The organism is Cognatitamlana onchidii (assembly GCF_004804355.1).
Lineage (GTDB): Bacteria > Bacteroidota > Bacteroidia > Flavobacteriales > Flavobacteriaceae > Cognatitamlana > Cognatitamlana onchidii.
Genome location: NZ_SRWZ01000001.1, coordinates 674,821 through 699,754, shown reverse-complemented (window position 1 = coordinate 699,754; position 24,934 = coordinate 674,821). Strand labels below are relative to the sequence as shown.

The window sequence follows — 24,934 nt, the reverse complement described above, 5'->3', positions numbered from 1 at the left end:
AAGGGATAATGTTTAAACATTATCCCTTTTTTTATTCTTTTATAATTCTTATTTCCCTTTGTTTACTTTTTCAATATACTTTTCTAAAGCCATGGTCATTGATGGCGTTTCAGGTGTTGGGGCAGCAATGTCTACACGCAATCCTTTTTCTTCAACCGCTTTAATTGTTGTGTTTCCAAAAACGGCGATTCTGGTATCGTTTTGTTGAAAATCTGGAAAGTTTTTAAATAAAGACTCTATTCCAGAAGGGCTAAAAAACACTAATACATCGTAATAAACATTTGCTAAGTCAGACAAATCACTTACCACTGTTTTGTAAAAAGTAGCTTGTTTCCAATCAACCCCTAATTTATCCAAAGTTTCAGGAACCAAAGGTTTTACCTTATCCGTATTAGGAAGTAAAAACTTTTCGTCTTTATATTTTTTGATTAATGGCGATAATTCGGCAAATGTTCTTTTTCCAACATAAATTTTACGCTTTCTGTAAACTACATATTTTTGCAAATAGTATGCTACTGCTTCAGACTGACAAAAATATTTCATAGAGTCTGGTACCTTAAAGCGCATTTCTTCAGCAATTCTAAAAAAGTGATCAACAGCATTTCTACTTGTTAGAATAATGGCAGTATAATTATTTAAATCAATTTTTTGATGTCTTATTTCTTTAGCAGACACACCTTCTACATGAATAAAGGGTCTGAAATCTATTTTTACACGTTGTTTTTCTTGTAAATCGAAATAAGGCGAGTTTTCTATTTTAGGTTCTGGCTGAGATACTAAAATTGTTTTCACTTTCATAAGCTCAAGTAGTTTGTCTTTATTTGGTAACAAACACCTTATACAAAATGATATAGGGTGCAATTTCAAGAGCGCAAAGATACAAAATAAAATAAAATAAGTTGTTTTTTATTAAACTTTGATTTGTTTTTAGAGAGCTTAAAAGCCCAATAATATTAACAATTAACAAAAGAATAACAATTGCATAAATTAAATTTATTGTAGGCTCAAGAGTGAAAAGTAATAGTGCATTAATTGGGAGCAATACAACGCCTAAATAGTTTTTAAAAGTTATTTTTTGAAATAAATATAGGTCCGTGAGTTTGTCAATTTCAAAAAGACTGCCTATAAGTCGTTCCAGAAGCACTTTAATTAGAATAAAAATGGCAATACCAACGGCAAATTTAAACATGCCGTTTATAGGTAGTCTAGTTGTGTCGTTAGTAAAGCGGTAAACAATAAAGCAAAAAACTGAAACCGATATGATAAGGTTGCTAAACAGCAGGGCATCAAAATTGTCGAAGAATTTTTGATCTCTTGAGTAGATTTTAAGGTATCTATCATTCCCAAGAACTAAAATAAAATCGTCAAAACGTTTGGGCGCGACTAATTTGGCAATGGCAATTATTACCAAACTTATAACCAATAGAACTGTAAACAACTCGTTTGAAATTATATCGCGAAGCATGGCATAAAATTATTATAAATTTTAAGAATGCTGCTTATTATTAGGAAATATTTAGAAAAAATAAAGGCTTAATAATGTACATTTGCTAAAACTAAAAAGGTTTCATAAAATAGAAGTATGGCGGGTACTGTTGTTATTATTCCAACATATAATGAGATTGAAAATATAGAAGCCATAGTTAGAGCCGTGTTTTCTCAGTCGGAGGATATACATATCTTGGTCGTTGACGATAATTCTCCCGATTTAACAGCTATTAAGGTTAAGGAGCTTCAAAAGGAATTTACCAATAGATTGCATTTAGAAGTTAGGGAAGAAAAGTCTGGGTTAGGTACTGCTTATATTCATGGGTTTAAATGGAGTTTAGAAAGAGATTATAGTTATGTTTTTGAGATGGACGCCGATTTTTCGCACAACCCAGAAGACATTAAAAGGCTTTACCATGCCTGTCATGTAGATGGGGCAGATATGTCTATAGGGTCAAGATATGTAACGGGAGTTAATGTGGTAAACTGGCCTATGACTAGGGTACTTATGTCTTATCTGGCATCAAAATATGTTAGGTTTATTACAGGTATGAAAATCCATGATACTACTGCAGGTTTTGTTTGTTATAAGAAAGAAGTTTTACAGGCTATTGATTTAAATGCGATAAAGTTTATTGGATACGCATTTCAAATTGAAATGAAGTTTAAGGCGTATTTAAAACAGTTTAAAATTATTGAGGTGCCAGTTATTTTTACCGATAGAACAAAAGGCGAATCTAAATTAAGTTCAGGGATAATTTCTGAAGCTATATTTGGAGTTATTTCTATGAAATTAAAGAGTTTGTTTAAGAAATCATAAGAAAAGCAAAGCTATATGAAAGAAAAAATTACACTTATAAAAAATGCTAAAATAGTTAATGAGGGTACTATCATTAGCGGTGATATATTAATTGAAGGTGAATACATTAAACAAATTGGAGCTTCAATAAGTCCTAAATCTGCAGATGTTTTGGTTTTTGATGCAGAAGGAAAGCATGTGCTTCCTGGTGCAATTGATGATCAGGTACATTTTAGAGAACCAGGGCTTACCCAAAAAGCGACTATTGAAACAGAATCAAAAGCGGCTATAGCTGGTGGGATTACCTCATTTATTGAAATGCCTAATACCAATCCTCAAACCACTACGATTGAAAAGTTGGAAGAGAAGTTTGATATCGCAGCAAAGACATCGTCTGCCAACTATTCTTTTATGTTTGGGGGAACCAATGATAATTTAGAGGAAATTTTAAAACTTGATGTTAACCAAGTAGCTGGCCTAAAACTATTCCTAGGTTCTTCTACCGGAAATATGCTGGTCGATGACCCAGCTGTGTTGGAAAAGATTTTTGAGAGTACAAATATGGTGATTTCTGTGCATTGTGAAGATGAAGGCACCATAAAGAGAAACTTTAAGAAATACCATGATGAATATGGTGATGATATTCCTGTAAAATACCACCCCATCATAAGAAGCGAAGAAGCGTGTTATTTGTCGTCATCTAAGGCTATTGAATTAGCTAAAAAAACAGGAGCTCGATTACATGTTTTTCACCTTTCAACAGGTAAAGAAACCAACTTATTTACAAATGACATCCCATTAAAGGATAAGAAAATAACTTCCGAAGTTTGTATTCATCATCTTTGGTTTTCCGACGAAGACTATGATAAAAAAGGAACCTTTATAAAATGGAATCCTGCGGTTAAAACAGCTAATGATAGAGATAAATTATGGGAGGCTTTGTTAGATGATAGAATAGATGTTATTGCAACAGATCATGCGCCTCATACTAAAAAAGAGAAGCAAAGCGTTTATACTAATGCGCCTTCTGGAGGACCGCTAGTACAGCATGCCTTGCCAGCGATGTTAGAAGCTTATCATAAGGGTAAAATATCGTTAGAAAAAATTGTTGAAAAAATGTGCCATAATCCGGCCATTCTTTTCGATGTTGAGAGAAGGGGATATATTAAAGAAGGGTATTTTGCAGATTTGGTCCTGGTAGATTTGAATAACCCTTGGACAGTAACTAAAGACAATATTCTTTATAAATGTGGGTGGTCTCCTTTTGAAGGTGCTACGTTTAAATCAAGAATTACTGATACCTTTTTAAACGGAACTTTGGTATATAAAAACGGAGCGTTTAAAAACGTTAAAGCAGCAAAGCGATTAACTTTTAATAGATAATTTTGAAGCGTTTCTTAGTTTTTTTATTCGTTTTTTTAATTGTGTTTTCTTGCAAGCGGTTTAATGGTCCCGATAGGCCTGATAATTTGATTTCCAAAGAAAAAATGGTTGATATACTTATTGACTCTAAGTTATTAACTCTGGGGAATACAAATACGAAAAAGGTTTTAAAGGATAGTAATGTGGATGTAAGCACTTATATTTTTAAGAGGCATAATATCGATAGCTTACAGTTTGCGCAAAGTAACAGTTATTATGCCTTTCATTTAGATGAGTACGAGGACATACATGATATGGCTTTAGATAGTTTAGAACGGCTAGCTAAACGTTTAAAAGAAATAGAGGCGGAAGAATGGAAAGAGCAAACTAAAAAAGAGGAAGATTCTTTAATGCAGGTGTCAAAAAAGAAAGATTCTTTAAAATTGAAAAGCCTAGGTGAAAAGTATCTACCGGAAGGTGCTCTAATTAGTCCTGTTTTAGATACACTTGCCCAACCTGAGTAAGTACTTCAGTCATTGGCTCAAAATTGTAATCTACTGTTGTTTTTATTTTTTGGCTGTTAAAATTACTTTTAGTTTGTAAAGCATGTGCAATATGTTTGGTTAATTGTCTGCGTTTTCCAGTAATTTTATGTTTCAGCCAGTCTAGCCTCCATACCAGACCAAGCATGCTCTTGGAAGCCAATTTTTCTGGGATTCTGCCATTAACCGATTTTGATAAAGATTGCAGAAAATCTTTGTAAGTCCAGTTTTCTGAGACCAAAACAAATCGTTCGTTGGTTATTTTACTCTCCATTAAGTTGATCATAATATTCACCACATCTTTCACTGAAACCAAACCAACGGTTCCATTCGTATAAAATTTTAGCCCTTTTTTAGCTTTGGTAAATAAGCTTCCAGAACCGTATTTCCAGATGCCAGCACCAATAATTAATCCCGGATTAACAATTACAGCGTTTAGTCCTTCTTGGGTGCCTCGCCATACTTCAATTTCTGCACCGTATTTAGTAATGGCGTATACATGGTTATCGGCCTCAGGATTCCAATTTGTGTTTTCATCAATATAGTCATTGTTTAGAGGTCTACCCAAAGTGGCAATAGAACTTACGTAACATAATTTCTTAATATTATGACTAATGGAAAGATTTACAATATTAGCGGTGCCTTCTATGTTTATTTTTCTAAGTAATTGGTACTTGTTAGGTTCAAATGATACAAAAGCTGCGCAGTGGTATACTTTGGTTACGTCTTTAAAGGCTTCAGATAGCGCAGGGATATCTAAGATGTCGGCTTGTATCCAATCAATAGATTCAAATATGGATTTATAATTTTTGGTATAGCACTCGAAAACCTTTTTAGTATTGACGAGTTTTTTTTCATTTCGATAAATAGCTCTTACTCGATTATGGTTCGATGCAAGCTTAAATAATAAATGAGCACCAACCAAACCAGTGCCACCTGTAACTAAAATCATGGATCTAAATTAAAGAATTATTCAGAATTGATAAGTAATTATACCTGTATTTTTATCTTTGCATAGTTTTTTTAAAATTTAAGAATAATGATAAAGAATTTTGTTGAGGAATTAACTTGGAGAGGTATGATTCATACGGTTATGCCTGGAGCGGAAGAACATTTATTAGAAGGCATGAAAAGTGCTTATGTGGGGTTTGATCCAACAGCAGATTCTTTACACATTGGCAATTTGGTACCTATTATGCTTTTGGCACACTACCAGCGATGTGGGCACAAGCCTGTTGCATTGGTTGGTGGAGCAACAGGTATGATTGGAGATCCTTCGGGAAAATCGAATGAACGTAATTTGCTTGATGAGCGTACCTTGCGTCATAATCAAGAAGCAATTAAGGCGCAGTTAGGACATTTTTTAGATTTTGAAAGTGATGCCCCCAATGCTGCTAAATTGGTAAATAATTATGATTGGATGAAAGATTTTTCATTCTTAGAGTTTATCCGTGATGTTGGGAAGCATATTACGGTTAATTATATGATGGCCAAAGACTCTGTAAAGAACAGAATTTCTTCTGAATCTTCAGAAGGCATGAGTTTTACGGAATTCACTTATCAATTAGTGCAAGGATACGATTTCCTTCATTTGTATAAGGAGAATGGCTGTTCAATTCAAATGGGTGGTAGCGACCAATGGGGGAATATAACAACAGGAACAGAATTAATAAGAAGGATTGCTTCTGGAAAAGGTTATGCCATTACATGCCCACTAATAACCAAGTCTGATGGCTCTAAGTTTGGTAAATCAGAAGGCGGGAATGTTTGGTTGGACCCCAATAGAACGTCGCCATACAAATTTTATCAGTACTGGTTAAATTCTAGCGACGAGGATGCAGAAACGTATATTAAAATCTTTACTTTCTTAAACAAAAGAGAAATCAATCAGTTAATTAATGCGCATAAAGAAGCTCCTCACTTAAGATTGTTGCAGAAGCGCTTAGCTGAGGAGATTACTATTATGGTGCATTCTAAGGCCGATTTGGACAACGCGATTAAAGCTAGTAATATTCTTTTCGGAAAATCTACAAGCGACGATTTAAAAGCTCTTGATGAGCATACTTTTCTTGATGTGTTTGATGGTGTTCCACAAACTAAAATAGACCAATCAGAAATTGATAAAGGACTTGATATTATTGGAGCACTTGCAGAAAAAGGAGGGTTTTTAAAGTCAAATGGAGAAGCAAGGCGTGCCTTAAAGGAGAATTCTATTTCAGTTAACAAGGAAAAAGTAAAGGAAGGCTATAGCATTAGCACTAAAGACTTGATTAATAAAAAGTTTGTCCTTTTACAGCGCGGTAAGAAGAATTATTTTGTACTTCAAGTTATATAAATAATAAAGCCTGATTTTGAACAAAATCAGACTTTATGTTTAACCAACCAAACTAAACTAAAATGAATTTTTCTTTTTCTTAGTTGCAGGCTTGGTCGTTTTAATGATTCACAACTTACGGCATGAGACCTTTTTATTTAAAAAACCATGAGGTTACACCCTCTGATGTCTGAGTTGTCAAACCGACCAATAATCTGAAATGTCCCGTCCCTATTAATACGACCCAAGTCTTGAGTGGCAATAAATGAGCAAGAATTTATATTGGCCAAATCTATAATATTAATACCCCCTGCTTTTCCAAAATCTTGAATACTTAATGCGTCCTCCGGATCTCTTGTAAGAACGTGCATCCATGGTGGGCATTTAAATACACCTTGTTCTTTAGAATAGGCCTGACTAAGTAATTCTGTCATGCCATATTCGCTATGAATATCGCGAACACCAAACCCTTGTTTTAAGATATTATGAAGTTCATGTCGAATTAATTCTTTTCGTTTACCTTTCATACCTCCAGTTTCCATAATAATGGTGTTTTTAAGGCTAAATTGATAATGATCTATAAGATCAAGTAAGGCAAAAGAAACGCCTATTAGTAAAGTTTTTTTGCCTTGCTCCTCAACAGCCATTAAGGTATCTTTTAGATCAGTCATGTTATTAAGGTAAAAACCACTTTCAGGGTGTTTAGAGCCTTTAATCATATCGTTTACCATGTAAACTAATGAAGAGCCATCACGTTCTAAATAAGAAGGTAACAGGCCTAGGACCACATAATCCTCAATACTTCCATAAAAATTTTCGAACCCTTTGGTAAAACTTTGTTTATAAATTTGAAGATTGGTTACATGATGTTTACTTGTAGAATTTCCAGTTGTTCCAGAGCTAATAAACGTAGTTTCAATAGGGTTTAATGAACTTAAAACCTCTCGAGTTTTAAAAAATTGAATTGGTAAAAAAGGAATATCTTTTAAGTCTTTAACCCCGCTGGGGTGTTTATTGAGCAAATCACAAAACGAACGGTATACTCTATTGTTTGTAAACTGAAATTTAAAGATCTCTAAGGCAAGTGCTTTAAACTCAGTTTGGGTAGTAATATTGAATATATCGTTGGGACTAATCATATATGAAACAAAAGTAGATAAAATAAAAAACCGTGCATAAAAACACGCTTATTAAAAGAGGAAGAGTGGAATTTATTTTATTATGAGCTTTCTAGTCTCACTTATATTATTTTCAGTAATTCTTAAAATATATATACCCTTCTCAAGATTTCCTATATCTAGTGCTTTTCTATGAAGTGAAGTAGAAAGTATAAGCTTTCCTAAAACATCATAAAACTCTACGTGTTTTTGAGTATTTAGTTTTGAGCTAATGTATATAGTATTTTGTTCTTTACTAACGGGATTTGGGTATATTAATAAATCTTCAATAGTTTGTTCAACAGGTTGTTGTAAATGGCTGTTTTGGCCATTGCTTGTTTGGCTCCAAAAGAGCATTGATATTGATACTAAAAATATGAAGTAGTTTATTTTCATACACATATTTTTCTAGATAATTAAAGGTAATAAATCCGTGCAAAATTAGTGCCAAAATACTGTTAAAGCTAACAGTATTTCGTCTAAAGTTTAACTGCATGTAAGGTCTTTGTTACCTTAATGTTATTAATGTTTCTAATGTTACCCATTTATGTATTATGTTTTATCTTTACTACAAGAAACATTGTAATTAGAGAATGAAAAAAAAGGATATTAAGATATTATTGGTTGATGATGAGCCAGATATTTTAGAAATTGTAGGGTATAACTTATCGAGTGAAGGCTATCAAGTAATTACGGCCGAGAATGGACAGGAAGGGGTTAAAAAGGCAAAAAAAGAACTTCCTCATTTAATCATTCTTGATGTTATGATGCCTGAAATGGATGGCATTGAAGCCTGCGAAATTATTAGAAAAAACCCTGATTTAAGTAATACCATAGTAACTTTTTTGACCGCTAGAGGAGAAGATTATTCTCAAGTCGCTGGTTTTGATGCGGGAGCCGATGACTATATTACAAAACCCATAAAACCAAAGGTATTAGTTAGTAAAGTAAAAGCACTTTTAAGACGTTTTAAGGATGAGGACGTTACAGATACGGTAAAGGTTGGTAGTTTGGTTATAAATAGAGATGAGTATAAGATTACTTCAAAAGGAAAAGAAATAATTCTTCCAAGAAAAGAATTTGAATTACTATCTTTATTGGCCTCAAAACCTGGGAAGGTTTTTAAAAGAGATGAAATACTAGATGCGGTTTGGGGCAACGAAGTCGTTGTTGGTGGCAGAACTATTGATGTTCATATAAGGAAACTGCGCGAAAAACTTGGAGACGATAGTTTTAAAACAATTAAAGGTGTTGGTTACAAGTTTGTAGACTAATACAAGCATGCAAACAAAATTTAAGAAATCATATCGTTTTGCGGTAAGAACATCGCTTTACATTACTTTCTACACAACACTCATGATGGGTGTTTTTTTGTATTACGTGTACCAAGTACATTGGGGTTTTTTGCTGTTATTTGCTTTAAGTATTTTCCTGTTTTCTTTTTTAATTATTCAATTTAGTGTGGAACGTTTTATATATAAACGTGTGAAAAAAATCTATGATGATTTAACACTTCTTGAATCTGCTAATTTGACTGGGGGCCCTATTACCACTAATATGCAAACCCTTACCGAAGAGATTGATAAGTTTGCTAGGGATAAGAAAATTGAAATAGAAACACTTAGGGTTCGAGAGGAATATAGAAAGGAGTTTTTAGGAAACGTATCTCACGAATTAAAGACCCCCTTATTTACGGTACAAGGTTATATTCTTACCCTTTTAGACGGAGCAGGAGATGATAAGAATATTCGGAAAAAATATCTGGAAAGGGCAAGTAAAGGTATTGAAAGACTGGGCTATATTATTAAAGACTTAGATATGATTACCAAGTTAGAGGTAGGCGATTTAAGCTTAAACATTGAAGTTTTTAATATCGTAGATCTGGTAGAGAATGTATTTGAAATGCTTGAAATGAAAGCAAGCAAAAAGAAGATTACGTTTACTTTTGATAGAGATTACAGTAAGCCCATTATGGTAAGGGCCGATAAGGAGCGTATTCAACAAGTATTAGCAAATTTAATAGTAAACTCTATTAAGTATGGCAGCATTAAAGGAACTACAGAGGTTAGTATTGAAAACCTAATAAAAAACAAAGTTATCGTAAGAGTTACAGATAATGGAGAAGGCATTGATAAGATGCACTTGCCAAGGTTATTTGAGCGTTTTTATCGAGTGGATAAAAGTGGTTCAAGAAAAGAAGGCGGCTCTGGTCTAGGGCTTTCTATAGTAAAGCATATTATAGAGGCGCACAGAGAGAAAATCTACGTAGAAAGTGAATTTGGCGTAGGAAGCGAATTTTCTTTTACACTAGAAAAGGTTGAATAATTCTTTAAAATCTATTTGGAAATTAAAAGCTTTTAAGCCATTGTGGTTCTCAACATCTTTAAGATTTTTTAGTGTAAACTCATCTTGTTTGCAGCTTGGAACAAGATTCATTTCCATAAGTCTCTTTGCTAAATACTCTTGTTCAAACTGCCCTGGGGTGGGAATAAAAAAGGCTTTTTTGTTCAGTTTAGACAAATCCATTATAGTTGTGTACCCAGATCTTGAAATAATTAAGGCGCTTTCATTAATTGTTTTCTCTAGAAGCGCAGATGTCATAAAATTGTAAATAGTCATTTGCCCATTGGTTTCAATAGTTTGTTCTTTTTCAAGAACACCTTTTACCATAACTATTTTCCCAGGATAGTTTTTTAACGCTTCGAGTAGCTTTTTTTCTAGGAGCGTTCGCTGAGGTTCGGGGCCAGAAATTAAAACCATTAAATTGTTCTTAATAGGGTGCGCCGAAGGGTTAAATCTACTTAGAGGGCCAATGTACTTAATGGGAATATCAAAAGAAGCTATATGACCTAATTTTCCACTTAAATTAACATCTTCTTCAACATCGGGTACCCAGCAAACATTATATTTTTTAATAAATTTTTGATGCATTTTAGAACTTAACCAAGAGGTGCTGCCACTTAAAACATTTATTTGATGCGTTAAAAAAACTGATGGTACATTTTTGTGCCTAACTCCAAGTCTGTTATCAGAAATAATTCCAGCTATATCGTTATGTTTTAAAATTGCTGCAACAGCCTTTTTTTCTTCTTTAATAGCATTTATAAGCTTTGGTGAGTCTTTTAGGAGCTTTAGTTTAAAAAGTTTGCTGTTTTTTGCATAGGTAATGTCATAGGATGGTAATTCTACAGACGAAAGGTTAGGAAATTCTTTTTTTAATAGGCTCAGAGCAGCGCCATCACTTGCAATTATCGGGGTGAAATTATGATCAAGAAGCCCACGAATAATAGGAATGCACCTAGTAGCATGACCAAGTCCCCAATTTAAAGGTGCAACTAAAATCCGCTTTTTCATTTACTTATTATTTTGAGCCTAAAAAAGGTCTGAATAAATTAATCTTATAAGTGTTTAAATTTATGCTTATTCCATAGTGTATGGTTAAGATAAAAACAAAGGTAAGGGTATTAACACTCTCATATATTTCCTTAATTTTACCAAAAATAAAATAATAATAAGAAATAGTTATTAAATCTTGGGAAGTAAAAATAAACTTAAACGATTTAAAGAAAATGAAACCTTTAAAAATGTTATTCAGCCCGGTAGAGATGAATTAGTAAATTCAAGTTTTAAGCTTAAAGGCCATTGGAGAACGGATTTTTTTAAGAATGATAATCCATTAGTGTTAGAACTTGGATGTGGCAAGGGAGAATATTCTGTGGCACTTGCAAAAAAGTATCCCGAGAAAAACTTTATTGGCATTGATATAAAAGGCGCACGGTTTTGGCGTGGAGCTAAAACGGCTATTGAAGAACAAATTGAAAATGTTGGATTCTTAAGAACTCAAATAGAACTAATAGATCATGCTTTTGCCAATAATGAAGTGGATGAAATTTGGATTACCTTTCCAGACCCTCAAATAAAGTATAAGCGAACAAAGCATAGAATGACCAATGCTAGTTTTTTGGCTAAATACAAACAAATACTAAAACCAGAAGGAGTTGTTAATTTAAAAACCGATAGTGAATTTATGCATGGCTACACGCTGGGTTTACTGCATGGTTCAGGTCATGAAATATTATACGCCAATCATAATGTTTATAAACAAGAAGGAAGCCCAGAAGAAGTAACCAGTATTCAAACCTTTTATGAATCTCAATATCTAGAGCAAAATAAACCAATTACGTATATTCGTTTTAAAATTAAATAACTTGGATTTTGCCATTATTTTCTTTTTAGCTTTTATTTTAACCTTCATTGGGGCTATGCCTCCCGGAATGTTAAATGTAACGGCCGCAAAAATAAGCCTTAAAGAGGGTTATATAAGAGGCATTATGTTTTCCATTGGGGTTTGTGTAATTAACTTCTTTCAAATTTATTTAGCAGCTATATTTTCAAGATATTTAAGCAGGCATCCAGAGGTTATAAGTATTCTTAGGTTTATCGGCTTGGTTATTTTTATCTTAATAACTATTTACTTTTTTTTTATTGCTAAGTCCAGCTCAAAACAACAAATAGACCCTAAAATAAAAAGTAAACATAGTCGGTTTTTTCAAGGTGTCTTTCTTGCAACAATTAATGTTTTCCCTATTCCTTATCATGCGTACATTACTATAACTTTAGCTTCTTTTGGTTGGATGACTTTTGAAAATAGCAACATTATTACGTATGTTTCAGGAGGCATTATTGGTACGTTTGTTCCTCTGTATTTGTATATTTTCTTTTTCGATAAAATAAAAGGTAAAACCTTTACTTCTCAGAAGAATATGAATCGCATTATAGGAAGCGTTACGGGGATAATATCCATAATTACTTTAATAAATATTTTAAACGATTGGTAAGTTTTGAAACCAGAGACTTTAAGTTTTTTTGATAAAGTTTATAATGTAGCCAAGGTTATACCTTATGGAAGAGTAACAAGTTATGGTGCGATCGCTAAATATTTAGGGACTGCAAGAAGCGCCAGAATGGTAGGGTATGCCATGAATGGATCTTCAGGAAAAGAAGTGCCAGCCCATAGAGTGGTTAACAGAAAGGGGCTATTAACGGGAAAACATCATTTTGATGGTACCAACCTAATGCAACAACTTTTAGAAAGTGAGGGGATCGTGGTAGTAGACAACCAAATTCAAAATTTTGATCAGGTATTTTGGGACCCCTCTAAGGAATTATAACTCATAATCAAACCCAATAATAACATAGTTAAAACTTCTAGCTTCAGCCGTTAATCTTCCTGCTTTATTGTTTATCTTTGCCTTTAGAACGATTCTTAATAAAAGACATGAAGCTTAGTAAACAAGATATATTAAAGGCGTTAGAAAGCATTACGGTTCCTGGTGAAGGGCAAAATATGGTTGAGAGCGGAGCTGTTAAAAACGTGATTACATTTGGTGATGAGGTAATTGTAGATATTACTATAAAAAACCCAAGTCTTCAGGCTAAAAAAAGAACAGAAGTTGACATCTTAAAAACCATTCATGAAAAGGTTTATGCGAAGGCTAAAATTAAGGTAAATGTTAAGGTTGAGGCACCAGAAAAACCTAAGACTAATGTTATAAAAGGTAAGCCAATTCCTGGCATTCAGAACATAGTTGCTGTCGCATCGGGTAAAGGTGGTGTTGGTAAATCTACAGTTACTGCAAATTTGGCTGTTACTTTATCTAAAATGGGATTTAAAGTTGGGGTTCTTGATGCCGATATTTATGGTCCATCAATTCCTATCATGTTTGATGTAGAAGCAGAAAAACCGTTAGCTGTGAATATTGATGGTAAATCTAAGATGAAGCCTATAGAGAATTACGGTGTAAAAGTATTGTCTATTGGATTTTTTACGCAACCAAATCAGGCCGTTGTTTGGCGCGGACCTATGGCAGCAAAAGCCTTAAATCAAATGATTTTTGATGCCCATTGGGGGGAGCTAGATTTTTTACTTTTAGATTTACCTCCTGGTACAGGAGACATTCATTTAAGTATTATGCAGTCCCTTCCCATTACTGGAGCGGTTGTGGTGAGTACACCACAAAATGTGGCACTTGCAGATGCTAAAAAAGGAGTTGCCATGTTTCAGCAAGATAGCATAAGTGTGCCTGTATTAGGTATTATAGAAAACATGGCGTATTTTACACCAGAGGAGTTACCAGAGAACAAATATTATATTTTTGGTAAAGAAGGAGCCAAACATTTGGCGGAAGATTTAAAAGTACCCTTTTTAGGAGAGTTGCCTTTGGTGCAAAGTATAAGAGAAGCTGGTGATGTAGGGCGCCCTGCAGCCTTGCAAACAGCAACGCCTTTAGAACGAGCATTCGAAAAGTTAACTCAAAATGTGGTACAAGAAGTTGTAAGGCGTAATGAAGATTTGCCACCTACAGAAGCAATAAAAATTACAACAATGGCAGGTTGTTCGGCAGTTAAAAAATAAATTTATGACGTCAGAAGAAGTAAAAGACAATGTGCTTAAAGCATTAGATGAAATCCGTCCGTTTTTACAAAGCGATGGTGGTGATATCTCATTGTTAGCAATTGAAGAAGACGATACCTTGGTAAAAGTTCAATTAAAGGGCGCTTGTGTAGGTTGCAGCGTTAATCAAATGACGCTTAAGTCTGGTGTGGAAATGACTATTAAAAAGTATGTTCCTAAAATTGAACAGGTTATAAATATAGATGCTTAATTTACATTATTTTAAATTCCTACTAAAATAATAGACAAAGCTGTTTCAAAATTCATTTTAAAGTTTAAATTTGCGGCATAAAATGTGCTATACTTCATATTGAAGTAAAAAAGTGTGATAATGGAAGATATAAATATTAAGATAACGGATAGAGATGGTGTAACCCATGAAATTGTTGCGCCAACAGATATGGCTATGAACTTAATGGAAGTGGTTCGCTCTTATGAGCTGGCTCCTGAAGGTACCATTGGTGTTTGCGGAGGTATGGCTATGTGTGCATCTTGTCAATGTTATGTTAAGAGTGATAATGAATTGCCCCCAATGTCGGATGACGAAGAAGCAATGCTCTCTGAAGCGTTTGATGTACAGGATAATTCGCGTTTGGGGTGCCAAATTCAAATTACACCCGAAATGGAAGGGCTTGAGGTTGAGTTAGCTCCAGAGAGTTAATGAAGTCCTATCTTCCGCGGAAATCTTCTTTTTATTATTTTTATTTATTCTAAATAAAATTTATATTTGCCTCGTGAATAACGAAAATGATATAGAATACTGCTACCAATTAAAACAAACTACGTTTTGTAAATATCTTTTAATTACACCCAATAAGGAGATCCAACTATCGTTTCCTCAAATGTTGGAGTTAAGGCGTAAAATCAATGAACTCACCACTTTCAATACGCTAAACGAAATCATAAATAATGAAAATTTCGTTTTGCTATTTGTGGCCGATAAGCAACATCTTCTTTACTTAGATATTTCGCAATTGTTGAAGTTAAAGGAAGAAATTGCGTTGTTCTTTTTAAGCTTCAATCCCGTTTTAGTCTAGTCCTATATTTATTTAGACTTTTTTTAAATTCCCTTAACGATCGATTACCCTGATCTTTTTGTTGTAACTTTGATAAAAACGAGAAGTTATGAATGCAACAGCAATAAGAAAACAAATGTCAATTCATCCAGAAGTGATGGATTTATTAAATAACCAAATTGCCATGGAAATGAGTGCCTCGGCGTCTTATTTGGCAATGGCGTCTTGGTGTGACCAAAGAGAGCTTTTAAATGCAAAAAGTTTTTTTTATAAACAAGCCGAAGAAGAGCGTGAGCATGCTATGAAGATATTTACCTTTATTAACGATAACGGTGGGGCAGCGGTCTCTCCAAATGTTACTAACGTAAATAACGATTTTGAAAGTTTAAGGGGTGTTTATGAAACTAGTCTTGAACAGGAAATAGCTGTCACTGAATCTATTTTTAAAATTTTTAAGTCGGCCAGAAAAGAAGGTGATTTGATAACTGAAGTGTTTTTACAATGGTTTATCACCGAACAGTCTGAAGAAGAAGATACTTTTAGAAGTATACTCGATATTTTTGATTTAATGGAAGGAATGCCATTAAAAATGATTGACGAAAGACTTCCTAGCGAGTAAAATTATATGTCATGCTGAAATGGTTTCAGCATCTTAGAAACAATGTTCTTAGTTTGGTGGTCAAACTAAGAACATTTTTGTTATAGTTCCATTTTTAAATTTTACCCAGCATAAGGGAGAATACTGTTGTTGTAAATATGCTTCGGCAACGACCTTAAATGCTTGAAAATTTAACCAATCTACATTGGGATGAGGTATTACCAACCAATCTTTTTTGATAGGGATGTAGAACTTACATTCCGAAAATTCGATTAATTCATTTTTAGATATGTAAAAACCAACGATACATTCATTATTCAGCGTTTTAAGCTTAATGTTTTGGTTCTTGAAGGGAAGAAAAAGCTGAGTTTTAAAATAGACTTGTTGTGAAATATCTTCGGTGTTTAGGCCTAATTCACTTATGTATGGTTTGCAGGTTTCTGAGTAGAGAAGTGGTAGCTGTTTTTCTTTAAGTTTTTCCAATTTTTCAATCAGAGAATCTTTTCTATTAGGGCCGATAACATGATCAATTTCAGTTGTGCCGACAGCCGGGTTATATACATAAAACTTATATATAATTTCAAGATGGATAGGCTGATTATTTTTTTTGAGTATACAATCTAATTCCCCTAATGTGATTTTTTCCTGCTGAATTTGAACGTTTTCGGCGATAACTGAAATGCTGTTTGTGTTTTGAAGTTGAAAAGAAACAAAACGTTCTATGTATTTTCCTAAACGTAGCTTCGAGTCAATAGAAAGATCTATTTTTTTTAAAACCGATTTAATCTCAAATTGTTTCAGTTCAAATAAGGAATCGTTTTCCCATAAACAGGGTGTTCTTAAAAAGCCTTCATATCTTTTTTGGTGCATAATAATTCTTAATAAAGTAGCCCTTCATTCAGTTTGGTATTCTATAAGTTTTACAGGGCCTTCCAAAAGGGTTCTAACAATTTGCAAAGTGCCATCATCTTTGGTAGCAATATGCCATTTAATTAAGGAGATAGCACCATTTTCAATCTCTAAACCTGTTATGCTTCGGGGATGGACACAACTACCATCATTAAAGAATGCAATATCGCCAGGTTCAGGGAACCGCGGTCTGTGTGTGTGTCCTACTATGGTTATTAAATTCTCATTGTCTGCAATCCATTTTTTGGTTCTTCGCTCAATTTTTATAAGTTCTTTGTAGTTTTTGGCTGGGCTCGTTGGGTCTGCAATACCCATAACGTTCAACGGCTTCCATAGTATTCTTACCATAAATCGACTCCATTTCCAAAACAAAAAATTCCACCAATCTGCCTGATGTCCATGGGCTAGGAACAATTGTTGGTTAGTTTTTCGATGTTTTAAAACAAGACCCTCGTGGTAGGTTATAGCTTCAAAAAGTGCTTCGTCTTTTCCTGTTTTAGGCTCAAAATAAGACGACAAGTGCTTTTTAACAAAGTCAGGTTTTCTATAAACCATATCATGGTTTCCCCAAATCATATGTAATCTGTTTTGTTCATGAAATTGCTTCATGAGCAGATATACATTTTTATGGGCGTTAAAAATAGATTGAAAGGATAGGTTTTCCCAAAGTTCATCACCGTCTCCTAGTTCACAATATTCAAAGCCTTCTTTATAATAATGTTTTAGGGCATGAAAGTATATATTTCTGTTATTGGCAAAATCATCGGCAAAACTATTGTCGCCTCTATGGCAATCACTAAATAGGATGAACTTACTGGTGTCATCAAATTCAATAATTTTAGCATTTTTATAAGCGTTGTCAAGCCTTTTCTTTGATGAAAACATAAGGTAAATGTAAACAAATTTTAGTGCACCAAGATTTAAAGAAATGGCTAGGGGCTAAGTTTGTTGAGCGCTAAAGGAAGTATTCTTTCTACAAACTTACTATAAGCCAGTTCAGATGGGTGTAGTCCATCGGAAGCTACCAAAGCAGTATTGTTTAGCCCTTCCCTTGTAATATCTGTTATATATACATAGCTTATATCGATTGATTTGCAGTAATTTTCGGCAAAGGTATTGTATGTGTCAATGCCCTTAGAAATATTGACGTTTCCTCTGCCAAAAGGTGTGAAAGCATAGTCTGGTATTGACACAACGATAACACGGTCTTTTTTGCCATTAGCCAAGCGAACAGCTGTATTTACTAGCTTTACAAATTCATCTTCATAAAGCGAGAAGGGCCTACCTTGAAATTGATTATTAACCCCGATAAGTAAGGTAACTAAATCAAAATCGTTTCTAGGCTTTTCACTGGTTATGGCCCCAATTAAAGATGAGGTTGTCCAGCCAGTTCTCGCAATAATCTGAAGATCAATATTCCCTTGATTAAATTTTTCACTGAGCTCTCTTTTTAATTGTTCAGGAAACCGACAAGTTTCGCACACACGCTCTCCTATGGTATAGCTATCTCCTAGTGAGAGGATTTTAAGTGATTTGTTTTGATTATTTAATGGGTTACCTGAATCTTGGTTTTCGTCCTGATTTTCGCTGGTTTCTTCACCTGCATTTCCTTCTTCTTGTGGTGTAACTTCTTCAGATTGTTTATCAGTAGTTCCAATAAAATTATCAGGAGAGTCTGTGTTACAGTTTAGGCTAATTAAAGCTACAAAAAGCCATAGAGATAAGCTCTTTTTCATATCTTTTTTTCTTTTAAAGATACAAAATATGATATGAGCTTGGCTGGGGACATAAAAAAACCCCTTAAGAAAGGGGCTTTTTTGTGTTAAACGTTATTACTATTTCCTAAATAATGGATCTGCACCAATAGTACCTACCAGTTTATCTAAGTAATCTTCTGAGTTTGCCTCACTAAACAACTTTTTAACGGACTCAAGACGTTCATTTATTTTTAAATCTTCGATTAAAATGCGATTACTAGGGTTACTAATAAATGATTCTAAATATTCAATTTGAGAACTGTAATACACCTTGTCTTTTTCTTGTTTTAAAGCTAAACGTTCTTTATACCAAGTGCTGCTCAATACATAGTCCCTGTTAAAATATTTTCTTAATTCAGGATCGCTAATATCTTTACCTTCATATTCTCCATAGGCCATAATGTGTAACAAGATTTTTAATGGAGGGATTGCGCTTTCTACACTACCATCTTTAAAATAGTTAAGAGCTACTTTTTGTTGAGCTTCAACAATATTGTTTATGCCGTCAACATAATCTTCAATACCTTGAAGTTCTGGTTTTAACATGCGCTCACTAAATACAGCAGTGGGTTCATCGAATATACGGTTTAAGCAAAATAAGTTGAATTTTTTCGTAATTCTATAGCCCAAGCGACTCGCTAGTATTTTCTTACCCTCGTATTCAAAATCCTCAATCTTTTCTAAAGAACCGTTTGCAATAAGGTTTTTAGGATCTTTGTCGTCTGGTGTCATTCTAGCCCAAATTTCAGGGATTAACAAACTAACATCATGGTCTATTTTATTCTCAGCACCCACATAACCAGCCGCAGTACTGAAACCGTTAGATTCAGTTAAAATATGCGATAGTAAAGCATTGTTTAAATCTGTGGTTGGAGTTAACATATTAAACGGTGCTTTGGTTAAGGCGCCTTCAGATCCTGCTCCTGTAGTTGAGGGTGATTTTCCTGTTAAACTACATACAAAGTCCATAAATAACTCTGGAGTTTCTTGGTAGTGAATAGGGTTATAGACTGCAAGCGGCCTAATGCCAGCAGCTTTGTCAACTGGGTTATTTCTTCTACCCGGTAAAACGGCATTTACAACGTGTATAACAGGGTCTTCAGGTTTTATTTTTCTGCGTAAACGTACACCAATATCTGAAATGTAAGAAGCTTGGTTTTCATTATAGAACCTATTTGGTTCTAAATAACGAGGGTTTTTTGTTGGTAGACCATCTTCAATAATTCTAGGGTGAGACGGCAATACAAATTGCTCATCTTCACGATCACTGTTTACAATTTCAAGAATAAAATCTTTAACGGGTTGGGTGTATTTGTCGAAATTAATCGTGTCTTCATAGATGGCAATAGCATCTTTTTTAGTCAACATTTCATAATTAGTCAAGAACCTGCCATCAGAAATAATATCTAATTCTGCACCTTTATCATAACCCCTTACAATGGCCTCGTCTGGTCTTTGGAATAGATGAGCTTCACAATTAGTTAAAACTTTTACACTTGGATTAGTGTATTCTGGATTTAAATCTTTTAGTGAGGTCTTAGGAAGTGTAATAGATGCTGAAATATCATCTTCCGTTTGAATTTTTTCACTTGCTGAAAAATCCGAACGCAATTTATTAAGCATCCAATTACCTTTCTGGTTAAAACCAATACGTACGTAACTGCCAACAACTGGTGTGTTGTTATATCGTAATGATGTACCCTTAACACCGTTAATAATTTCAACAGACATCATGTCCTTCCAGTTAAGATTACCACCATGTGCTTGCCTAAATAAACGCTTTACAAAAAGCACTAAAGAACGTATATGAACAGGAATATCCTCTAACCATGCATTAAACTCATCTGAGTTTTCTTCAGAAGGGGTTAATAATTTAACCACAGAGCCTAAAGTCCTTTTTTCACTTAGAAACGATCTAGACTTTGGTCTATTAGGATCCTTTATTTTCCAACGTGTAGAATAGTCGAATTCAATAATCTCGTCAGCTTTTTTGAAATCCTCTTCAATATTATGAATGTTAAAGTTGCTGTAGGTAATCGCATTTTGCATAGATTTAGATATCTCAGATTTACCTCCACCAGATACCGTACAAGGTTTATGACAAAATACGCCTTCGGGGAAGGTTTCAACAATGCGCCATAAGTTTATAGAGGGATGTTTCTCTAATCTAAGTTTATTACCCGTTGGATGAACATACGTTTTAAAAGGCGATAATGTGAGCTTTTGCTCTTGCCCATTATGCATCCAAGTAATGTTATTCGTGTTAATGTTAAAGTATGACGATTCTGGGATGTAAATAACGTTCGGGTATTTTTTATCTACGGCATAATTCTCGGGTTTAACCTCAATTCTATCTGCTAGGATGGTTTTAACTTCCTCAAAAGTGTGATCAAGACCGTATACCTGAGAGTAGTCCGAGCCATCAACTGTATCGCCCATAATACGTCTTGCATAGGCTATGGCACCTCCAGCATGTTCTTCTTCCGCTAATCCATATAGGTTGGCAGAATAACTAATTTGAGTTTTTATTTCCTTTTTAGAATAGCCATAATAATTATCTGCGATTAAGGTAATAACTACACCGCTATCATCTCTACACGTAATTTTAAAGGCCCCACCGTCATTATAAAGTTCGTTTTCATCTTTCCAGCACATGCCATCTTTTCTTTGACGTTCGGTAGCATCGTCATAATGAGGAAGTCCAACATCTTTTTTCTTAAGTTTTAGGAGCTGTGGAGCAAGTATAATACAGCCAGTATGTCCTGTCCAATGCTCTGGATCTAGAGCTGCATCGTTATGCGCTAGATTGGGATCTCCTGCATTTCCAAAAATAGACTCTACAAAGTCAAGGTTACTTACTAAGTTTCCAGGGGCAAAAAACCGAACCTCTAATCTCTTTTCTGAAATAACACCTTTTACTTCTGGGCATACCACTGGCCGTAATAGCATGGATACCATGGTTTTTGCTTTTTCCTCTTGATTAGAGGTGAATGGCAATACCTTTAAATCATCTGATGGATTAAAGGCCGCGTGCAAAAAATGCGCAAGAACTATTTTAGGAATTTCTTTTTTATCTAGAGGTACCGGTAGTGGTCCTTCTACTATATGAAAAGTTCCTTTTGTGGTTCTTTTATCATGAAGTGGATTATTTAAAATACCTTGTTTTAGACGCTTAGAGTTTACTAAATCGCTTGTAAAAGAGGTGCCATCTGGCGGTAAACTGGCCTCACGAGCCTGCCCTTTTTTAGAAAGTATTAAGGTGTTATTAGGAAGCTTGAAAGGAGGAACATCTGAAATGTCCTTAAGGTATCTATCAATAAAACTTTGAATTCTCGAATCTGCAGGCGATAAGTGATCAGCTAAAAGTCTCGATTTCTCTCTTAGACTCATAATTAAGGCCTTGGTAGTTTTTTCAAATTCTGGATCACAAAATTTTTCGGTACTACCTTCTTTGTCTTTAAAAACTGGCTGTCCTATTGCAGCTAATTGTAAATTAATAAATTGTACAATGTCTTTTCTTGATTCTTGCATGATATTAAATAGTTAGAATACCTAAAGTATTCAAGTTCACATGCAAAGTTATAGTCCCATTAGCGTAAAAAACCTGTCAAAAGTCAGTCTTAATAATAATTTTAAAAGAAAACGTTTTCGTAGTGTAATTAATTATTTAAAGGCGTTGAGTCCCGTAATATCCAGTCCTGTAATAAGAAGATGAATATCGTGTGTGCCTTCATAAGTAATAACACTTTCAAGATTCATAGAGTGCCTCATAATGCTGTACTCTCCTGTAATTCCCATGCCTCCTAAAATTTGGCGGGCCTCTCGGGCTATGGTAATAGCCATATCAACATTATTACGCTTAGCCATAGATATTTGAGCAGAGGTTGCTTTGCCTTCATTTCTTAGAACTCCCAGTCGCCATGTTAGAAGTTGTGCTTTTGTAATTTCCGTAATCATTTCTGCCAATTTTTTTTGCTGAAGTTGAAATTGTCCAATTGGTTTTCCGAACTGCTTGCGCTCTTTACTGTATCGCAGTGCGGTATCGTAACAATCCATGGCTGCTCCAATGGCGCCCCAAGCAATACCATATCTGGCGGAGTCTAAACAGCCTAAGGGAGCGCCTAAGCCAGATTTATTAGGTAATAGGTTTTCTTTGGGGACTTTAACATTGTTAAAAATGAGTTCTCCCGTTGCAGAAGCTCTTAAAGACCATTTGTTATGAGTTTCTGGGGTAGAAAACCCGTCCATCCCTCGCTCAACAATAAGGCCATGTATGCGTCCTTTTTCGTTTTTTGCCCAAACAACTGCAATTTTGGCAAAGGGTGCATTACTGATCCACATTTTAGCACCGTTTAAAAGGTAGTGATCGCCCATGTCTTTATAATTGGTAGTCATGCCACCAGGGTTACTGCCATGATCTGGTTCGGTTAGGCCAAAACAACCTATCCACTCGCCACTAGCTAATTTGGGTAAGTATTTTTGCTTTTGTGCTTCGTTGCCATATTTCCAGATGGGATACATGACCAGCGACGATTGTACCGATGCGGTACTTCTAATGCCAGAATCTCCTCGTTCAATTTCTTGCATAATTAAACCATACGAAATTTGATCTAGACCAGCACCTCCATATGCAATAGGAATATAGGGGCCAAAAGCTCCAATTTCTGCCAGGCCGTTTATAATTTGGGTTGGAAACTCAGCCTTTTGAGCATAGCTTTCTATAATGGGGGAAACGTCACGCTTAACCCATTCTCGTGCAGCATCACGAACTAGTTTATGTTCATCAGTAAGTAATTCGTCTAAATTATAATAATCTGGTGCCTTAAAAAGATCGGGTCTCATAAAAATTAAATTAAGAGATTGAAGTAAAATAATTGGTAAATGATAATTTTTGTTATCAAATTATCATTTTTGTCTCTCAAATTTAATTAATCTTTATTGAATAGGTTACATTTTTAAATAAAAATCTTTTGTTAACTTAATGTAGTTGGAGGTGTATTTATGTCGGTCTGTTTCAATAATCAATAGGTCTTTTTCAATGGAGGTTTCAACGAACGAAAATATAATTAAACTTCTTTTTATCGGGCTATTAGGGTTGCCTTGCACATGAAGTATGTTATTGGGGAAGAGCTTTAATGATGCAGCCATTTCAATAAACCTGTTCTCTTCAATATACGGAATAACAACCGAGAAAGTTCCGTTAGGGGCTAGCAGAGTAGAAACACTCTCTAGTAAGTGGTTAAAAGGCATTGCATCTTGAAATCTGGCTAAGTCTCGTTGGTCGTTTTCAGTTTTGTAGTTTTCAGAATAAAAAGGTGGATTACAAATAATTAAATCGTACGTATCTTCAATTTCTTCAGTGAATTCTTCTAGGGAAGCGTGATAACAAAATAATCGGTCTCCCCAAAGTGACTGTTCAAAGTTGTCAACACACTGCTCGTAGGCATCATCATCTATCTCTATCGCGTCGATTACTTCTGCAAAAGAACGTTGTGCCATTATAAGCGATAACAATCCTGTTCCAGCGCCAATATCTAAAATAGAAATAGGATGTCTGTTAATGGGTGTCCAAGCTCCCAAAAGCACACCGTCTGTTCCAACTTTCATAGCGCACCTATCTTGTTCTACTTTAAAGTTTTTGAATGTAAAAGGTTTTGAGGGCATAGACTTTTTTAAAAGCAAAACTAATCAATTAAGAGTTTATACCTTAAAATAGATGGTCGCGTTTTTAATGGAATCTAAGTTTTTTAAAAAAAATAACATCGTTAAAGTGCAAATAATTGCGATTAATTTATTAACTTAACGTTCTCACTGTAAACCAACTAAATGGATTAAACAAAGAAATTTCACCTAAAACCCCAAGACATTATGGAAAAATCAAAACTGATTATTGCTCAACTAAACGAACTTTTAGCGATTAACTATTATGTAGAAAAGATTTATTTAGATGCCTTAAATGAAGTTGAAAATGACTACTTAAAGCATTTTTGTAGGGCTATGGCATTTGAACGAAGTGAATTTTGCAGATTTATTGGAGCAGAAATTATTCAGCAAGGTGGAAAGCCCAAATATCCAGAACATATTAAACATAAGTCTAACTTAATTTGGTCTAATTTAAAGTATATTATTTGTGTTAATGATAATAAGGCTTTGGTAGATGAGTTGGTTAGAATTAAAACATGGAGTATCCAAAAGTATGAAGATGTTATGAGTGCGGTCGACTTCCCAAGTCAGCTGTCTGAACTGCTCAACAAGCAGAAATCTATTCTTGAAAAAAGCTTAAGGTCTGTGAAGTCCAAAAAGTACAATTTCAATCAGTTACGTACTGCAAATTAGAATTTTTGTTTTTCTAATCGCGTGCACCGCATGTATATGCGTGCTTTACTATGTTAAAATATTAAGAGAATTAGTCCATGAAATCCGTTAAAATAGGCTAAAATTTATTAAACATTGTTAAAAATTGGTATGCCGTTCTAATCAACTTTAATTTTACTAGAATTCATTAGAAAATGAATGCTTGAAAAAGAAAAAAAATTAG

The 24,934-nt window shown here is 34.4% G+C and carries 27 protein-coding genes; 15 read left to right on the top strand and 12 right to left on the bottom strand.

Annotated features, from left to right (window positions below; genetic code table 11):
- Nucleotides 1-48: 48 nt before the first annotated feature.
- Complete coding sequence (locus E5D58_RS03245) at nt 49-798, bottom strand: uroporphyrinogen-III synthase (protein ID WP_136480378.1); 750 nt, start codon at nt 796-798, stop codon at nt 49-51.
- A 19-nt stretch (nt 799-817) separates the two neighbouring features.
- Complete coding sequence (locus tag E5D58_RS03240; protein WP_136480377.1) at nt 818-1,465, bottom strand: DUF4271 domain-containing protein; 648 nt, start codon at nt 1,463-1,465, stop codon at nt 818-820.
- 117 nt (nt 1,466-1,582) lie between these two features.
- On the opposite strand from E5D58_RS03240, the gene E5D58_RS03235 reads away from it, so the two are divergent.
- Genes E5D58_RS03235 through E5D58_RS03225 form a run of 3 tightly spaced genes read left to right on the top strand, consistent with a single transcriptional unit; the run spans nt 1,583 to nt 4,173 of the window.
- Nucleotides 1,583-2,308, top strand: a complete 726-nt coding sequence (locus E5D58_RS03235) for a polyprenol monophosphomannose synthase (protein ID WP_136480376.1) — start codon at nt 1,583-1,585, stop codon at nt 2,306-2,308.
- A gap of 15 nt (nt 2,309-2,323) precedes the next feature.
- Nucleotides 2,324-3,670 carry a dihydroorotase gene (locus E5D58_RS03230; RefSeq protein ID WP_136480375.1) on the top strand — a complete coding sequence of 449 codons (1,347 nt, stop codon included), beginning with the start codon at nt 2,324-2,326 and terminating at the stop codon, nt 3,668-3,670.
- A gap of 2 nt (nt 3,671-3,672) precedes the next feature.
- Complete coding sequence (locus E5D58_RS03225) at nt 3,673-4,173, top strand: DUF4296 domain-containing protein (protein WP_136480374.1); 501 nt, start codon at nt 3,673-3,675, stop codon at nt 4,171-4,173.
- Here the strand turns inward: E5D58_RS03225 and E5D58_RS03220 are convergent.
- A complete protein-coding gene (locus E5D58_RS03220) occupies nt 4,136-5,143 on the bottom strand; it encodes an NAD-dependent epimerase/dehydratase family protein (protein WP_136480373.1) in 1,008 nt (335 codons plus the stop codon). The genes E5D58_RS03225 and E5D58_RS03220 overlap by 38 nt on opposite strands.
- Before the next feature lie 87 nt (nt 5,144-5,230).
- Here E5D58_RS03220 and tyrS point away from each other — a divergent pair, with 87 nt between their 5' ends.
- Nucleotides 5,231-6,526, top strand: coding sequence for a tyrosine--tRNA ligase (tyrS, locus tag E5D58_RS03215; protein ID WP_136480372.1), 1,296 nt, complete (start codon nt 5,231-5,233; stop codon nt 6,524-6,526).
- 137 nt (nt 6,527-6,663) lie between these two features.
- Here the strand turns inward: tyrS and E5D58_RS03210 are convergent, their stop codons facing one another.
- Both E5D58_RS03210 and E5D58_RS03205 read right to left on the bottom strand, forming a co-directional pair.
- Entirely contained in the window at nt 6,664-7,644 is a 981-nt protein-coding gene (locus tag E5D58_RS03210) for a LuxE/PaaK family acyltransferase (protein ID WP_136480371.1), read from the bottom strand.
- 72 nt (nt 7,645-7,716) lie between these two features.
- A complete protein-coding gene (locus tag E5D58_RS03205; protein WP_235835826.1) occupies nt 7,717-8,058 on the bottom strand; it encodes a T9SS type A sorting domain-containing protein in 342 nt (113 codons plus the stop codon).
- A 197-nt stretch (nt 8,059-8,255) separates the two neighbouring features.
- On the opposite strand from E5D58_RS03205, the gene E5D58_RS03200 reads away from it, so the two are divergent.
- Complete coding sequence (locus E5D58_RS03200; protein ID WP_136480370.1) at nt 8,256-8,936, top strand: response regulator transcription factor; 681 nt, start codon at nt 8,256-8,258, stop codon at nt 8,934-8,936.
- Nucleotides 8,937-8,943: 7 nt separating this feature from the next.
- On the top strand, nt 8,944-9,987 hold the full coding sequence (locus E5D58_RS03195; RefSeq protein WP_136480369.1) for a sensor histidine kinase: 1,044 nt from the start codon (nt 8,944-8,946) through the stop codon (nt 9,985-9,987).
- On the opposite strand, the gene E5D58_RS03190 is transcribed toward E5D58_RS03195, so the two are convergent.
- Nucleotides 9,970-11,016, bottom strand: coding sequence for a glycosyltransferase (locus E5D58_RS03190; RefSeq protein ID WP_136480368.1), 1,047 nt, complete (start codon nt 11,014-11,016; stop codon nt 9,970-9,972). The genes E5D58_RS03195 and E5D58_RS03190 overlap by 18 nt on opposite strands.
- Before the next feature lie 178 nt (nt 11,017-11,194).
- Between E5D58_RS03190 and trmB the strand changes: the two genes are divergently transcribed.
- From trmB to E5D58_RS03150, 8 genes are all read left to right on the top strand, one after another.
- Nucleotides 11,195-11,869 carry a tRNA (guanosine(46)-N7)-methyltransferase TrmB gene (gene trmB / locus E5D58_RS03185; protein ID WP_136480367.1) on the top strand — a complete coding sequence of 225 codons (675 nt, stop codon included), beginning with the start codon at nt 11,195-11,197 and terminating at the stop codon, nt 11,867-11,869.
- Between the two features lies 1 nt (nt 11,870).
- Nucleotides 11,871-12,500, top strand: a complete 630-nt coding sequence (locus E5D58_RS03180) for a LysE family transporter (RefSeq protein ID WP_235835825.1) — start codon at nt 11,871-11,873, stop codon at nt 12,498-12,500.
- Nucleotides 12,501-12,503: 3 nt separating this feature from the next.
- Nucleotides 12,504-12,833: an MGMT family protein gene (locus E5D58_RS03175; protein ID WP_136480366.1), complete on the top strand. Its 330-nt coding sequence runs from the start codon at nt 12,504-12,506 to the stop codon at nt 12,831-12,833.
- A gap of 107 nt (nt 12,834-12,940) precedes the next feature.
- Nucleotides 12,941-14,077 carry an Mrp/NBP35 family ATP-binding protein gene (locus E5D58_RS03170; RefSeq protein WP_136480365.1) on the top strand — a complete coding sequence of 379 codons (1,137 nt, stop codon included), beginning with the start codon at nt 12,941-12,943 and terminating at the stop codon, nt 14,075-14,077.
- 4 nt (nt 14,078-14,081) lie between these two features.
- The gene (locus tag E5D58_RS03165; protein WP_136480364.1) at nt 14,082-14,327 is read left to right on the top strand and encodes a NifU family protein; all 246 of its coding nucleotides are present in this window, start codon (nt 14,082-14,084) and stop codon (nt 14,325-14,327) included.
- Between the two features lie 120 nt (nt 14,328-14,447).
- Nucleotides 14,448-14,777: a 2Fe-2S iron-sulfur cluster-binding family protein gene (locus tag E5D58_RS03160; protein ID WP_136480363.1), complete on the top strand. Its 330-nt coding sequence runs from the start codon at nt 14,448-14,450 to the stop codon at nt 14,775-14,777.
- Between the two features lie 73 nt (nt 14,778-14,850).
- Entirely contained in the window at nt 14,851-15,153 is a 303-nt protein-coding gene (locus E5D58_RS03155) for a hypothetical protein (RefSeq protein ID WP_136480362.1), read from the top strand.
- 88 nt (nt 15,154-15,241) lie between these two features.
- Nucleotides 15,242-15,751: a ferritin gene (locus E5D58_RS03150; protein ID WP_136480361.1), complete on the top strand. Its 510-nt coding sequence runs from the start codon at nt 15,242-15,244 to the stop codon at nt 15,749-15,751.
- 60 nt (nt 15,752-15,811) lie between these two features.
- Here E5D58_RS03150 and E5D58_RS03145 read toward each other — a convergent pair whose 3' ends face one another.
- The 6 genes from E5D58_RS03145 to E5D58_RS03120 all read right to left on the bottom strand — a co-directional run bounded on the left by E5D58_RS03145 (nt 15,812) and on the right by E5D58_RS03120 (nt 24,003).
- Entirely contained in the window at nt 15,812-16,600 is a 789-nt protein-coding gene (locus E5D58_RS03145; protein WP_136480360.1) for a DUF1853 family protein, read from the bottom strand.
- A gap of 24 nt (nt 16,601-16,624) precedes the next feature.
- Nucleotides 16,625-17,524, bottom strand: coding sequence for a metallophosphoesterase family protein (locus E5D58_RS03140; RefSeq protein WP_136480359.1), 900 nt, complete (start codon nt 17,522-17,524; stop codon nt 16,625-16,627).
- A 47-nt stretch (nt 17,525-17,571) separates the two neighbouring features.
- Nucleotides 17,572-18,375, bottom strand: coding sequence for an SGNH/GDSL hydrolase family protein (locus tag E5D58_RS03135; RefSeq protein WP_136480358.1), 804 nt, complete (start codon nt 18,373-18,375; stop codon nt 17,572-17,574).
- A 99-nt stretch (nt 18,376-18,474) separates the two neighbouring features.
- Complete coding sequence (locus E5D58_RS03130) at nt 18,475-21,927, bottom strand: hypothetical protein (protein WP_136480357.1); 3,453 nt, start codon at nt 21,925-21,927, stop codon at nt 18,475-18,477.
- A 132-nt stretch (nt 21,928-22,059) separates the two neighbouring features.
- Nucleotides 22,060-23,238: an acyl-CoA dehydrogenase family protein gene (locus E5D58_RS03125; RefSeq protein ID WP_136480356.1), complete on the bottom strand. Its 1,179-nt coding sequence runs from the start codon at nt 23,236-23,238 to the stop codon at nt 22,060-22,062.
- A gap of 105 nt (nt 23,239-23,343) precedes the next feature.
- Entirely contained in the window at nt 23,344-24,003 is a 660-nt protein-coding gene (locus E5D58_RS03120) for a tRNA1(Val) (adenine(37)-N6)-methyltransferase (protein ID WP_235835824.1), read from the bottom strand.
- Between the two features lie 261 nt (nt 24,004-24,264).
- Here E5D58_RS03120 and E5D58_RS03115 point away from each other — a divergent pair, with 261 nt between their 5' ends.
- Nucleotides 24,265-24,732 (top strand): DUF2383 domain-containing protein, encoded by a 468-nt coding sequence (locus E5D58_RS03115; RefSeq protein ID WP_136480354.1) that lies wholly within the window; start codon nt 24,265-24,267, stop codon nt 24,730-24,732.
- Nucleotides 24,733-24,934: the final 202 nt, after the last annotated feature.

Bases quoted from the DNA above. Each gene is read 5' to 3' on its own strand.
- E5D58_RS03245 (WP_136480378.1), bottom strand. From the start codon at position 798: ATGAAAGTGAAAACAATTTTAGTATCTCAGCCAGAACCTAAAATAGAA.
- E5D58_RS03240 (WP_136480377.1), bottom strand. From the start codon at position 1,465: ATGCTTCGCGATATAATTTCAAACGAGTTGTTTACAGTTCTATTGGTT.
- E5D58_RS03235 (WP_136480376.1), top strand. From the start codon at position 1,583: ATGGCGGGTACTGTTGTTATTATTCCAACATATAATGAGATTGAAAAT.
- E5D58_RS03230 (WP_136480375.1), top strand. From the start codon at position 2,324: ATGAAAGAAAAAATTACACTTATAAAAAATGCTAAAATAGTTAATGAG.
- E5D58_RS03220 (WP_136480373.1), bottom strand. From the start codon at position 5,143: ATGATTTTAGTTACAGGTGGCACTGGTTTGGTTGGTGCTCATTTATTA.
- tyrS (WP_136480372.1), top strand. From the start codon at position 5,231: ATGATAAAGAATTTTGTTGAGGAATTAACTTGGAGAGGTATGATTCAT.
- E5D58_RS03210 (WP_136480371.1), bottom strand. From the start codon at position 7,644: ATGATTAGTCCCAACGATATATTCAATATTACTACCCAAACTGAGTTT.
- E5D58_RS03205 (WP_235835826.1), bottom strand. From the start codon at position 8,058: ATGAAAATAAACTACTTCATATTTTTAGTATCAATATCAATGCTCTTT.
- E5D58_RS03200 (WP_136480370.1), top strand. From the start codon at position 8,256: ATGAAAAAAAAGGATATTAAGATATTATTGGTTGATGATGAGCCAGAT.
- E5D58_RS03195 (WP_136480369.1), top strand. From the start codon at position 8,944: ATGCAAACAAAATTTAAGAAATCATATCGTTTTGCGGTAAGAACATCG.
- E5D58_RS03190 (WP_136480368.1), bottom strand. From the start codon at position 11,016: ATGAAAAAGCGGATTTTAGTTGCACCTTTAAATTGGGGACTTGGTCAT.
- E5D58_RS03170 (WP_136480365.1), top strand. From the start codon at position 12,941: ATGAAGCTTAGTAAACAAGATATATTAAAGGCGTTAGAAAGCATTACG.
- E5D58_RS03165 (WP_136480364.1), top strand. From the start codon at position 14,082: ATGACGTCAGAAGAAGTAAAAGACAATGTGCTTAAAGCATTAGATGAA.
- E5D58_RS03160 (WP_136480363.1), top strand. From the start codon at position 14,448: ATGGAAGATATAAATATTAAGATAACGGATAGAGATGGTGTAACCCAT.
- E5D58_RS03150 (WP_136480361.1), top strand. From the start codon at position 15,242: ATGAATGCAACAGCAATAAGAAAACAAATGTCAATTCATCCAGAAGTG.
- E5D58_RS03145 (WP_136480360.1), bottom strand. From the start codon at position 16,600: ATGCACCAAAAAAGATATGAAGGCTTTTTAAGAACACCCTGTTTATGG.
- E5D58_RS03140 (WP_136480359.1), bottom strand. From the start codon at position 17,524: ATGTTTTCATCAAAGAAAAGGCTTGACAACGCTTATAAAAATGCTAAA.
- E5D58_RS03135 (WP_136480358.1), bottom strand. From the start codon at position 18,375: ATGAAAAAGAGCTTATCTCTATGGCTTTTTGTAGCTTTAATTAGCCTA.
- E5D58_RS03130 (WP_136480357.1), bottom strand. From the start codon at position 21,927: ATGCAAGAATCAAGAAAAGACATTGTACAATTTATTAATTTACAATTA.
- E5D58_RS03125 (WP_136480356.1), bottom strand. From the start codon at position 23,238: ATGAGACCCGATCTTTTTAAGGCACCAGATTATTATAATTTAGACGAA.
- E5D58_RS03120 (WP_235835824.1), bottom strand. From the start codon at position 24,003: ATGAAAGTTGGAACAGACGGTGTGCTTTTGGGAGCTTGGACACCCATT.
- E5D58_RS03115 (WP_136480354.1), top strand. From the start codon at position 24,265: ATGGAAAAATCAAAACTGATTATTGCTCAACTAAACGAACTTTTAGCG.